At 65.3% G+C, this 13,510-nt stretch carries 4 protein-coding genes; all 4 read right to left on the bottom strand.

The features are described 5' to 3' along the window. Window positions 1-63: 63 nt before the first annotated feature. On the bottom strand, window positions 64-1,746 hold the full coding sequence (locus BJ970_RS06150; RefSeq protein WP_446689084.1) for a transposase: 1,683 nt from the start codon (window positions 1,744-1,746) through the stop codon (window positions 64-66). Window positions 1,747-2,612: 866 nt separating this feature from the next. Further along, window positions 2,613-8,435, bottom strand: a complete 5,823-nt coding sequence (gene proA / locus BJ970_RS06145) for an anti-phage protein ProA (protein WP_246470741.1) — start codon at window positions 8,433-8,435, stop codon at window positions 2,613-2,615. Between the two features lie 189 nt (window positions 8,436-8,624). Further along, the gene (locus BJ970_RS06140) at window positions 8,625-10,211 is read right to left on the bottom strand and encodes a serine/threonine-protein kinase (protein WP_184724879.1); all 1,587 of its coding nucleotides are present in this window, start codon (window positions 10,209-10,211) and stop codon (window positions 8,625-8,627) included. A gap of 116 nt (window positions 10,212-10,327) precedes the next feature. Beyond that, a complete protein-coding gene (locus BJ970_RS06135; RefSeq protein WP_184724877.1) occupies window positions 10,328-13,510 on the bottom strand; it encodes a type I restriction endonuclease subunit R in 3,183 nt (1,060 codons plus the stop codon).

Raw genomic sequence — 13,510 nt, 5'->3', positions numbered from 1 at the left:
GCGTGTGCCGGTTATCGGTGGGGAGGACGTGTGGTGTTGGTGATGGGCTGGGCGTTGGTCTGGTCAGGCGGTCGTCACGGCCCATCCGCCTGCCTTGCGGGTTATCCCGAGCACGCCCAGTCGAGCGAGGTTGACCGCGGCGGCCAGCAGCGAGAAATCAGCGGCCACTTTCCGCAGTCCTCGGACACGGGCCCGTCGTCCGCCGTGGCGGTGGCGCATCAGGTGGCCGATCTTGCGTTCGACTTTGGGCCTGGTGGCGCGGTAGTCAGCCTTCCAGGCGGGGTCGGTCTGGCGGGCACGACCGGCGGCCAGTGCGGCTTCGTGGGGGCTGATGGTGATGGTGCGGCCGGTCTTGGCGGTGGTGCACTGTGCGGCCAGCGGGCAGGTGGCGCACACGACGCCGAAGTTGGCCGCCCCAGCGTGACGCTCACGGGCGCGAATGGGTGCGGTATGCCCGGCCGGGCAGGTCACGGTCTGCTGCTCAAGGTCGATATCGAAACGGTCCTTGGGAAAATGGCCTTTCACCGCAGCCGGCGGTTGCACCTTGAGCCCATTGTGGATCCCATTCTCGTCCAGCCTTTCCAGCAATTCCCCCGCCCCATAGGCCGCATCCCCATATACCGCGGCCTGACCCTCATCCCCGGCTTCGGCTTCGGCTTCGGCTTCGGCTTCGGCTTCGGCTTCGGCTTCGGCTTCGGCTTCGGCTTCGGCTTCGGCTTCGGCTTCGGCTTCGGCTTCGGCTTCGGCTTCGGCTTCGGAGGGCAGGATGTCGGACAGGAGGGTCTCGGCGGTCTCGGCGTCGCCGCTGTTGCCGGGGGTGACTTCGGTGGCGGTGACGATCTCACTGTCGGGGTCGATGGCGAGATGTCCTTTGTAGCCGTCGAAACCGCGGGCCTGCGTTTTGTGGCCATGGCGGGTTTCGGGATCGACGGTGGAGATGACCCGGTCCGGGGCGACCCGGCGGGCGATCCGGAACACCCCGTCGCTGTCTTCGGTCAGGTCCTGGCCCAGCACCGTGGCCAGCAGGCGCGCGGCCTCATCCACGCACTTGGTCCACTTCTGGCCTTCCATCAGGGTCAGCATCGCGAACCCGTCCCGGGCCCGGGAGTCGATCAACGCCTCCCGGGCGGCCTGGTCGTCCCAGTCGATCAGGGGTTTGCCCGCTCCGGCGTAGTCATCTCCGGAGGTGAGCACCGCCCGCAACCGGGCGGCCAGTCCGGCCTCAGCGGTGGCCAGCAGACCACGGATCGCCGAGCGGATCAGGGTGATGGTGTCCATCGTCGCGACCGCGTCATACAACGGGGTCGAGTCCAGCACCCTCCTGCACCCGACCAGACCCGCCTGACGCGCGACATCCAGCACCGTCTCGAAGATCCGGTCCGGCCGAGCCGAGCGGGCCAACCGGGCCCGCATGTCCACCAGCACGGTGTGCACGAACCCCGGATAGTCGAAATCCAGGCCACCGGCGGCGTACTTCCAGCGCGTGTCAAATGCGAACCGCTCCACCGCCTCCCGATCCGACAGGCCCTCGACACGCTGCAACACCATCACCACCGCCACGATCATCGGCGGCACCGACCGGCGACCCACATCGGTGAACAGATCCGCGAACATCTCATCCGGGAACAGACTGAAGCACTCCCGATGCAACACCCCATAAATCGAACCCGCCGCGACCCGGCCCTCACAGTAATCCACCGTCGATCGCAGCAGATCACCCTGCCGCGGCGCGCGTCCCAACGTCACCCCCGACATCCTGCCAAACGATCACCCCGACGGAACACCGACACACCCCGATCCTTAGCAACCCAAAACACCAGCCACCTAGAACCTCCCGCAGGGTGAGGTTCAACACCAGTTTTCTATTAGGTAGTCGAAATGGGTGTATCCGACGTCGACGAGAACGCTATGCGACCCGCGCTCACCTGCGAGAGGCCATGAAGGAATCGCAGTGGGAAGGACTCCATCCCATGCCTTCCGGCACCTGGTTGCCAGGGTGCTCGACGGGCCGACCTTACCGCTCGCGAGATCGCGGACTACCTCGGCCACGAGAAGGTCAGCATGACCCAGGACGTGTACATGAACCCCAAGGCCGCCAGCGGCTCGGCAGCCAGAGCGCTGGCGAACATGCAAGCTAGAAGGCTGACGCGAAGGTGGGTATAAAGCAGGGGTTGATCTCGGATGAGATCTGCCCCCACGGGGTCTACCTGGGTTTTGCGCCCCCGGCGAGGCTCGTACAGCATCTACACAGGGCAGCACCCGCCGTGAACTGCTGGTTTCCGGCACAGTGAAGGTAGTGCGTCGCCCCCGCGCTCGGGGCGATCGTGCGTGATGACCGAGATACCCGTGAGGCACTTGCCGAACCCGCACAAGCGGGAGTCGCTAGCGAGGCAGGCTTATGGCGGTCGCGGGCAAGCCGAGAGATTTAAGGGCCGGGCAGCGTTCGTCGACGGTGTCGCGCACACCAATCTCGCTGCAAAGGTCCTGACGACCTTCTGCAACAGAATCCAAAGCTCGTCAACGACGTCATCCGCTGACATCCCGGTCGGGCCGACCCCCCGGCTACCGAGTCGATCAGCGACAAGTCCCGTTGACCATCCACGACGAGGCGGTCAGTCCGCGAGCTGTGGTAGGCGCCCTTCCGCCGCTCCATCGGTCATCGCTCTGCCGAAGCGGTGCTCCATTGACTTGGTGGTTTTGCCGAACCCCAGCAATTCTCTCGTCGTTCGGAAGAGCTGCTTGGTGTCGTTGGCACGTCCGGTGTCGCACGCATGACACATCGCGTTGACGATTTCTTCCGGCGAGATTTCATCGAATTGCCGACCGTTCTGTTTGGAGTTGGGTCGGAAGCCCGGCCAGGTCGCCGGATCGCGGTGGTCTGGCCAAACGAACTTGGTGTTGAAACCGCCTGTGACGTGGTACCGCCGCGGCAGATACCGCTGTAACAACTGGTTCCGGTCGGCGGACAACCTCTGTAGTCCGAAGCACTTGCTGACCAGCTTCATCAACCGGTCGATCTCGATCGGGCCCTCGCAGGCAATCACCTTATCCATGCATTCCCGGACCAACAGCTGCACGGATTTGTCATGCGCCAATTCGTCGAGCTGCTCGCGGGTGCCGACCGGGACCGGTTCGAACGGAACGAACTCCTCGACCGCCGTGCCGGGATCGGTTTCGGCAGTTTCGGGAATCACGACAACGTCGCGCAGGATTGGTCGGTCCTCCTCGACCTCGATGGTCGGCACCACCTCGATCGTTGTTGTCTTCTCCGCCTGAGTTGGCCATTCCCCGTCCAGCACCGGGGACTCCTCGACTGGTGTCGGCTCATCCTGCACTGATACGGCAGCCACCGCCCGGTCGATCCCGTCGAGAACACCATCCCTATCCGTCATCCACTGCGGCAGCCAGACCCGAACCATGTCCGGCCAATTCATCAAGTCGGTGAGTAGTCGAGGTGCTGCGTCCCGGTCGGCCAACGTCGGGCGCGCCGCCCATTCCGGGCCGTCGAGCACGACTGCAACCTGCCAGCTCCGGTGTCCAGGTTCGCGTACCGCGATGTCGACGGTGAAATTCGACAGCCCGTAATGCGTTTCCACCTCGTGCCCGCGAGCCCGGATCGCGGCGGCGATCTCCTCGGTGATCCGGTCGATGTTCGGACGAGGACCGGTGAGATCGCCGGAACTGTGCAGGCCCCGAGCTGCGAATTCCAGGTACGCGCGCAGGTGGTGAATACCGACGGACTTGGTGGCCGTAAGGTCGATGTGCTCCGGATCGAACGAGCTGAACACGATCACCTGGGCACGAGCTCGGGTCACCGCAACGTTGAGCCGCCGCTCGCCGCCGGCATTGATCAGCGGTCCGAGCTGCAGGCGGACCCGCCCGGTCTTGGGGTCCGGGGAGAACGCCAGTGAGAACAGGATCACGTCTCGTTCGTCACCCTGCACATTCTCCAGGTTCTTGACGAACAGCTCCTCGTTGTCGCCGCGGATCAGCGCCTGTTGGATGTTCCTGTCGTCGCTGCTCTCCAGTAGGTTCAGCACCAGGTCTCGTTGGTGGATGTTGAATGTGACGACCCCGATCGACCGGTCAGCGGTGCGCGGGTCGGCGAGGATTCGGGAAATCTCCGCAACGATTGCCCTGGCCTCGACGACGTTGGTCCGGCTGCCGCCCGACTCGAAGTGCCCGTCCACCCGGCGCCAGACGATCCCCGCGGACTCGTCGCCGCCCGGTGCGGGCAGGCTGGCAAGTTTGCCGTCGTAATAGTGCCGGTTGGAGAAGGCGATGAGGGACTCGTCGGTGCTGCGGTAGTGCCAGGTCAGCAACTCCCGGGGCAGCCCGGACTCGACGCACTCGGAGAGGATGCTGTCGAGGTCCTCGGGCACCGTGGAATCTTCCGGCTGGTCGGTGTTGCTGGCCTGCATGACGCTGGTGGGCGGCATCTGCTTGGAGTCACCGACCACTACGACCGATTTCCCGCGTCCCATCGCACCGATAGCCTGCGCAACGCGGATCTGCGAAGCCTCGTCGAACACGACGATGTCAAAGTCGATGCCCCCTGGTTCCAGGAAGGCCGCCACCGACGCCGGGCTCATCAGCAGGCACGGGGTCAACCGGCTGATGACGTCGGGGTATTGGACCGCGGCTTCCCGGAAGGAGAGCCGATCGTTGCGGGCCCCCAAGCGCCGCACCAGCTTTCCAGCACGGTCCTGGAACGCGGAGTCGCGTTGTGCTGCGTGGACGAGCCCAGCAGCGATCTGCTCGGGCACGCGGTCTCGGATCTTTTCGCCGAATTCCAGGTAGTCGCCGACGTGCTGGTTGTGGGTCGTCGAGTCGAAGTACTCCAATGCGCTCGTGCGCAGGCGTTCGTCCACCGCGGATCGCGCGATGCCCCGAAGTACCGCCATCTCGATCTCTGCGGACTGGGCTTCCCCGGCGAGGATTTTCTCGCGGAACTCGGTCAGCCCAGCGTTGTTCAGCACATCGGTGTGCGCGAGCACGACGCCCCACCGCTGGATCGCGACCAGACCGCGACCGAGGTCCGTAACCCAAACCTGGCCGTCGCGTGCCCAGGCAGCGGCCCAGCCGGAATCCGCCGCCCAGCGGGAGAATTCCTCGTCAGCTGTGCCCACGACCTGCAACCAGCGCTGCCAAGCACCGACGAATCGCTCCAACTCCTCGGTCGGAGCGTGTGCGCCGAGCCCGCTGAGCGCCTCCCACACCTCGGGGAGTCGATGACGGGCTTCTCGCGACACCTGCAAGGCGCGGTGTTCAGCTTGCACGACTGCTGCGGCGTCCGGACGGGTCGGCAACCAGGACGGCGGCAACAGCAGCCCAGGCACCGCGCGGGTGTTGTGTGCGATCTCGGCTGCAGCCTGTCGCGCTTGGAACGCCGCTTGGAGCTTCGCGAGAACAGTCGTCTCGTCGAGCTCCCCGTCCTGAGTCAGGTGCTCACGCAATGCGCTGACCAGCGCCACGCGGCGCTTCTTCTTGCCGAAAAGCCCGCGACCAGCTTCTGCGGCCTGGGTCTGAAGGCTGTCGAAGGCAGGATGCACGAAGAACTCGGGCCGGAATGTCGCGAGTGCGTCCTGGTGCTGTTGCTGGAACAGGGCGATGGCTCGCACCGCTGTCTGCACGACGTCGTCCCACCTAGGTCGCGTTGCCGCCGCGGTTCGGTTGGCGTCCGGGAGCCTTCCCGACCTGGCAAGCCGGGCTGCCTCGATGACCTGCCCGAGCTGCAACGGATGTGGTAGCGCGCTGACCCGGTGCCGCAGCATCTCCGGAAGCCGGTCGAAAGCCTGCCGCACGCCCTCAAGTTCCTGCGCAGCGGCAAGGAAAGCCTGGGACGCAAGCCCATCGACGCTGCGAAGTCCGCTGATCGCCCACGGGTGATGCGGCCGCAGCCGGGCGGAGTGCGTTGCGCTGGGTAAGTCCCGAGCGGCGGCTTCGACAGCACGACGCTGTTCCTCCGGGAGCGAGAAGTAGCCCGGGGGAACGGGCGCCGCCGGGCCATCGCCGTACGCCAGCTTCGCCTGATAACCGGACCAGACCGAGAAGCCCGCGCCGTTGGTGCCGTGCAACTGCTCGGGGTACTCCAGCAGTTCGGTGACCCGGGACCGGAACTTGGCCGTCAGCGCACTCCATTCGTGGGGATCCGCCGGCACCTGCCGCTCCATCGCGGCCTTGAGTTGCTGGGTGATGCTGCGCTGGGACTGCTTGCGGCCGTGCACGTCCAGGCAGAACGTGTCTAGTCCGAGCGCGGCGAGTCGCCGCTTCACCACGTCCAACGCGGCCTGCTTCTCCGCGACGAACAGCACGGTCTTGCCGGACGTCATGGCATGGGCGATGAGATTGATGATCGTCTGGGACTTCCCGGTGCCGGGCGGGCCCTCCAGGACGAAGGAATGGCCTTGCTCGGCGAGTGCGATGGCCCGCATCTGCGAGCCGTCCGCGGCGATCGGCAGGAGCAGCTCGGTCTCGTCGATGTCCACGTCGACCGGCGCGGTACCACCCATCGGCTGGCCGGGGTTCTCCACGAGGTGCCGGACCAGCGGGTTCTGCATGAAGCTCTCCCAGTGCTGCGTGAGATCACGCCACATCTGGAACGTGGAGAACTCCAGCAGCCGCAGGCTCGCCGTCTCATCGATGCGGAAGTTGAGGTTGTTGTCGACGAGTCCCTGCCTGATCGCGCGCAGCGATGCGCCGATGTCGATGCCGGCGCCGTCGAGGATCGGGTTCTGCAGCACGGGAATCTCGACACCGTGCTTCTGCCGCAGCCACTGCACCAGGCAGTGGTTGGGTGCGGCGAGCTCGTCACCATCGACGACCACCGTGTAGGGCCGACGTCCGGTGCCACCCTCGATGCGCACCGGAAGTACGAAAAGCGGTGCGTGCGCCTCACCGGTCGGAGTTGGGTGCACCATCGAACCGAGGGTGAGGTACAGGTAGTTGCTACCGGTTTCCTGCTCCACGGTTCGTGCCGCACGCTGCAGCTCCCGCATGCGGTCGACGTAGCGGGCCTGGGTCACCGATGCGTAGACGCGGCGATCGGCCACGAGTTCGTTCGCCACGATCTCGTCGGGAAGCTCTTGGGCGCGCCGGACGCCCTGCAACTCGTGGACACCGCCGAGGACGTCCTGGGCCACGATGTTGAGCGGCTTCCCCGTGTGCACCAGGTCATCTAGGTCTTTCAGCGACCCGGCGGGAATGTGCAGGTCAAGTCCTTTGCCGCGCTTGGGGAGCTTGAGCAGGGGGTTGCGCAGGCTCAGATCGAGCAAGGCGCGCCGCCAAGCTCCGATCCGCGGTGGCGCATCGCTGGTGGTGGCCTGCTGTTCGAGGTTTTCCTCCTCGTCGAGCACACCGCTGGCGATCAGCTCGTCCGGAAGGGCGAGACGGCTCTGCGTCACCGATGGCGGCACCTCCTCAACGGCCTCTGGGACCACGGCATCCGCCGAGGGCATCGGCCGGATGTCGGAGCGGTGCGCGAGGTGGACGTCGACCATGCCGTAGAGGTCACGCGGCCCCCGCAGGTGGGCACGGCCCAGCCGAACTGCCCCGGCGAAGTCGACGGAGTCCGCGCCGGGGCCGATCCCGGTGAGCTCGACGGCGACAGCCTTGGCGGACTCGACCACGTTGATCATCTGCGACGGTTCCAGCGACACGCTCTCCGGTAGCCGTTCCTCGTTGAGGAAGAACCCGGCGAACGCGTGCCCACGCACGATCCAGATCAGCGGATGCAGCCCAGCTGCCTCCAGGCAAGCGGCGTAGGTGACCGACAGGTCAATGCAGTTGCCTACACGGTCCCGCAGCACCTCCGAGGTGGTGCGAACCTTCTGACCAGTGTCCTCGAAAGACGCGGGCATGCCGACGTAGGTGATCGCGTGCTCGCGCAACGCTTCGTACAGGGCCGCGCCGATCTGCACCGCACGTTTCGGCCCCGCCTGATAGCCCTGCAGCGAGCTGGAGCCGGTCTCCCGCAGGAGCAATGCTCCGGCTGCCCGCAGAACCTGCTGCACCGCAGCGGTGTTGGGCTGTACGAAAGCGGAAATCGACTCATAGAGCGCCGGAGCGCTCAGCCACTCGTTGTGGGCGAGCATCCGCGACGGAACCGACAGTTCGAGATCAGCCCCATCCCCGGTTAGCACGGCGACGCGATAGGTGACTGGAAACGCTTCGTCGGCGCTCTTCAGTACCGATGCATCCGGCGCGAACTCGCGGAAGTCGTCCCAGCTCACCACCCCGTCAGCGGGCACGGTCACCGCAGACCGAGTCCAGGGTTCGGCGAGTGGCCCGTCCGGCCCGGCCAGCTCCAGCGTGACGTCGACGGATTCGACCGCAGCGTCGCCAAGATTCTCAAGGCGAAGGTGGTGCACCACCGGAACCCTGTTGTGCACCAACGCGTAGTACATGGCGGGCGGATGCAAGAGCTCAACCCGCAACCGCTCGTTCTCACGGCTGGACGTGCGAAAAACCGAATGGCTCATTGCACTCGCAATCGGAATAGGCAACGCACTACACCAAACAGGGCATCAACCGCTAGGTCGGCAAACCAGACAAATTCGTTACCAGCGGAGACGGAGACCACGCAACGGCATTGTCTCGATACTCGGGCGGCGTGGCACGTGGGATCAGGCTCGGCCATCAGGCCCCTCGGCCAGGCGAATGCGGGCCAAGATCGCCCTAACCTCCTGCGCACTCTCGTCGCTTTTCCCTCGAACCAGACACAGGTCGTCATAGAGCGGCTGCAGGGTGTCCCACGCTTCCTGAACCTTGTTCTCCGACAAGAGCAGCATCCCGATCAGGCGGCGAACGTCGAAGGCCATCGGGGACGCGTCACCGTCCGTTGCCCGAAGCCGGACCAGCACGTCCCGGAATTGCCGCAGCGCTGCCGTGACCTGACCGAGCTCGGCGCGGCACAAGGCGGCCTGTTGCAGGCATTCAACCGCACTCTCGCTGCCGGCCCCTTCGGTTCGCGTGAACGCGGCGGCTAGTGCGTCGAACTCCGGAAGCGCAAGTCGGTAGTCGCCGCCGATCACGAGAATCGCCGCGCGCCGCCTCCGCAACGAAAGCACCTGCAGGCTCTCAGCACCCAGCACCTCGCCTGCTGGCTCGATGACGTTCTGGAGCATTTCGGCCGCCTGCGCATAACGAGCCTCTTCCAGCAACGCATCGGAACGCTCGTACGCCGCCTTGATCGACTCACGGAGTCCGGTCCGCGGTGCCTGCTGAACGGATTCGGCCAGTTCAGGGGCGGTCTTCTGGAGAACCGGCTCCGCAATGGAACGCTGCCGCGGCGCATTCGGCCGACGGAACATCACCGTTGGGTCCGGCACGCCAGTGGGTATCGCGGTCCCAGACTCCGGCCGGGAACCAGGTGTCGGCAGGAACGGCAGCAACCGCTCGTACACCTCGTACGCATCTACTGGGCGCTGCTCAGGAACCTTGGCCAGCAGTTCCAGCACAAGCGAATCGAGCTCGTCCGGGACATCAGCACGGACCTGCTGCGACGGCACTGGCTCGTCGTACACGTGCTGGTGCATCCGCGTGAAGTCGTTGTCCCCGTCGAAAACAGGATGCCCGCAGAGCAGTTCGTAGAGCACGCAGCCCAGGGCGTACAGGTCGCTGTGCGGGGCGACCGTCCCGCCCTGGATCTGCTCCGGCGACATGTACTGGCTCGTGCCGATCGGGGTACCGGTCGCGGTGATCCGGGTTACGTCGGTGCGCAGGATCGCGGCGATGCCGAAGTCCAGCACCTTCACGACGCCTTCGTCGGTGACCAGCACGTTGTCGGGTTTGAGGTCGCGGTGGACCACCGGCACCGCGTGAGCGTGCGACAGCACCGTGCAGATCTGCGCCCCGAAAGCAGCCGCCCAACTGACCGGAAGTGGCTGCTCAGGATCGATGAAGGCGCGTAGCGAACGCCCGTGAACCAGCTCCATCACCAGGTAGAGCCGGTCGAACGAGTCGTCGAGAACAGCGTCGTAGACCTGTGGCACGCCGTGGTGCTGGATCCGCGCAGTCACCCGCGCCTCGCGCTGGAAACGCAGGGCGAATTCCTCCGCTTGTTCGGCAGAGACGATCGCATCGGTCCGGATCAGCTTGACCGCGACCTCGCGGTCCAGCACGGAGTCGAAGCCACGCCAGATCGCACCCATGCCCCCAGAACTGATCTCCTCGATCAGTTCGTAGCGATCCCCGACAGCGTCCGCCTGCACCTTCCGCCATCCCCCTCGATCACGTCACTCTCGGCGAACAATCGTGCCCCCTGTGCGATCACTAGTCCACCGAAACCGGGGATCCGGTACCCACCCGGTCCCCGGCTCCACGGCGTTCAGATCAGGTCGTCACCGACGCCTTCCTCCCGGCGGATCATCCGCCACGCGGCGCTGCGGAGAGTGCTGTTCAACGACTTCTTGAACGTCTTGTCCGGGGCGAAGTACTGCCGTCCGAGGTCGGCGACGGTGTCGATGTGCTCGGCCATCTTGTCCTCGAAGACGGGGTCGAAGACGATCCCGAAGTTCTCTTCGTCGTTGGACATCGCCGCTTGCCGCACTTTCGGATCGCGATAGGCCTCCTCGAACGGCTTCAGCGCGTCCTTCTCGGTGAGGTCGGTGCCGTGCTTCTCGTTGAACTTCTCGATGAGCTCGGACAGCAGCGACTTCTCGGGTTCCTGAGCAGAAGCCGCGCCATCCCCGAATCCCTTCATGAGGGTCGGTCCCTCGGGCACGAGGCTGAGGTCGTGGTCCCCGGTCTTTTCCACTCTCAAGTGACTGAGGTCCACCTCGCCGATGTCGGTGCTGCCGTCGTGCCGCTTGGGCAGTCGGTTGAGCAAATGCCGACCGAACAGGTAGAGCTGTTCCAGCTCCGGGTCGTGGTAGGGCACGATCTGGGAGAGGAACCCGTACTTGCGGACGTAGTCGTTGAGGTCGCTGCGGAAGTTCTCTGCGGTCTCCTCCTCGTCTTCGTGGTCAGCCAGCTCGGTAAACCGCGCGACCGCCGGCTCGGTGTGCCGGTACAGCTCGGCGTGCAGCTTCGCCCACTTGGCCGCGCGTCCGGCCGCCTTCTCCTCCGCGGCCAGGAAAGCTTCGGCGAACACCCGCATCTCGCTCTCAACCAAGATCGGTGGAGCCATGACCCTGCTCTGCGCGTTGTAGAGCAGGTTGGGGTCTGATGGCAGGGTCATCGCTTCTTCGAAGAACGGGCGGAAGGATTCCTGGATGTGGTCCGCTTCGTTCACGAAATCGATTACCGCGAGGTCCGCCTGGCTCTTGCGTTCCGCCGTCCTGTTGAGCCGCGACAGGGTCTGCACGGCGGAAATACCGCTGAGCTTCTTGTTGACGTACATCGTTGTCAGCAACGGCTGGTCGAAGCCTGTCTGGTACTTCTCCGCGACCACGAGGATGCGGTATTCGGGCTGGCCCTTGCCGGTCTTCGTGGTCTTGTCATCGGCCCTGGTGTACGCGAACGCCTTCGGCAGCGCACTTTCCGGCAGGCCACCGTTCTCCTTGGATTCGGTGGTCTCCTCGCCGTCGCACTTGAGCGTTCCGGAGAACGCCACCAGGACGCCGATGTTCCGGTACTCCAGGTCGGCGATGTAGCTCTTGATCGCCCGAGCCATCTGCACCGCACTCAAGCGGGAGGCCGTGACAACCATCGCCTTGGCCCGACCGCCGAGGCGGCCCGCGGTGTGTGTGCGGAAGTGCTCCACGATCACCTGCGCATGCCGGGCAACCGTGGAGTCGTGGGTGAGGGCCGCCCTGGCCAGCAGTGGGTTGGCCTTCCGGGGATCGACTTCCTTGTCGTCCGGGTTTTCGTTGACCAGCTTCCAGTACGTGTTGTAGGTGACGTAGTTGCGGAGCGGATCGAGGATGAAGCCTTCCTCGATGGCCTGGCGCATCGAGTAGGTGTGGAACGGAACGTGGGTGGCCTTGCCGTCGCGTTCGGTCAGGACGCCGAAGTTCTCCAGCGTCTTCGCCTTCGGGGTCGCGGTGAATGCGAAGTACGACAGGTTGGGGCTCTGCCCCCGGTCTTCTGCCCGCTTCTTCAGCTTCGCGTCGGTGTTGCCTTCAGCTTCAGCTGTGACGGCCCCCGGCTCGCCGGAGTCGTCATCGGCGTCGAGTCCGAGGCCCCGGAGAACCTTGCGCACATCGGTCGCCGCATCGCCGGACTGCGACGAGTGCGCCTCGTCCACGACGATCGCGAACCGGCTGCCCTTGATCTCGGTGGGGTTGCGTCGCAGGTAGTCCAGGAGTGCCGGGAAGGTGTGCAAGGTGACTGTGACGATCTTGCCGGTTTCCTGGGACAACGCCTTGGCAAGCTGCTCGGACTTCGCGCCGTACTTCTCGTCGATCTTCACGACGAGCCCGGCGGTCTGCTCGAAACTTCCGACGGTTTCGCGCAGCTGGGAGTCCAGGTTCCGCCGGTCGGTGATGATGATGACCTTGTCGAACACCGGCGTGCCCGGTTTGAGCCCGTTGGCCAGCGCATCCGGGTCGAGTTCGGCGGGATTGGTGGGCGTGTGCAGCGATGAGATCCGGTGCGCCAGCCAGCCGATGGTGTTGGACTTGCCGGACCCGGCGGAGGCCATCGCGAGGTAGTTGTGCCCGGAGCCGTGCGTCGCGGCGTGTGCGGTGATCTTCTTGACGACGTCCCACTGGTGGTAGCGCGGGAAGATGAAGGTCTTCTTGGACCGCCCGTCCGCACCCTTTTCCTTGTGGACGTGGACGAAGCGTTCGAGCAGGTCGAGCCAGTTGTCCGGCTGCCACACGCGTTCCCACAGGTAGGACGTGGCGTACTTGCCAAACTCCTTCGCCGGCGGGTTGCCGGCGCCACCCGGCTCGCCCGGGCCGTTGGATCCGGTGTTGAACGGCAAAAACCGGGTCTTCGCACCTCGCAGCTGTGTAGCGACGAACACCAGCTCCGGGTCGACCGCGAAGTTGGCCACCACGCGACGCGAGAAGATCAGTTCGGTGGGGTCACGCTCGGCGCGGTACTGCTCCTTGGCGTGCTCCACACCCTGACCGGTGAGCGGGTTCTTCAACTCCGCGGTCGCGACCGGAATCCCGTTGAGGAACAAGGTGAGGTCGAGCCGGTTGTCCCAGTCGGCTTGCTTGGTCGCGTACTTCAGCTCCCGAACGACGGTGAGCCGGTTGGCCCGGTAGTTGTCCAACACGTCATCGGAGGTCACGAGCGACGGCTTGAAGTAGGCGAGCCGGATCCGCACGCCGTGGTCCTTCACGCCTTTCCGCAGCACCTCCAGCAACCCATCGTTGCTGATGGCCTGGTCGAGCCGCTTCGCAAACCCCCGTTGCGCGGCGTTCGCGTCGTTGCCGTAGTAGCCGAGCAGCTCGTTCCACTCGTCGATCTGCGTCGCCCCGATGAAGGTGAGCAGCTGCGCGGTGTCCAACCCAAGATCGGCGTCGTAGTCGCTGGCACTCCCCAGCTCCCACCCGTTCTCAAGCATCGAGGAGACAATCGCATCCCCGAACACAGACTCGTGATGTGCCGGGCTCAT

Source organism: Saccharopolyspora phatthalungensis (assembly GCF_014203395.1).
GTDB lineage: Bacteria > Actinomycetota > Actinomycetes > Mycobacteriales > Pseudonocardiaceae > Saccharopolyspora > Saccharopolyspora phatthalungensis.
The sequence above is the reverse complement of the archived record's forward strand: the minus strand, read 5'-3'. Positions and strand labels throughout refer to the sequence as shown.

What these genes read in the sequence shown, in the direction of transcription:
- BJ970_RS06135 (WP_184724877.1), bottom strand. Translation starts at nt 13,510, where the DNA reads ATGAGCCCGGCACATCACGAGTCTGTGTTCGGGGATGCGATTGTCTCC.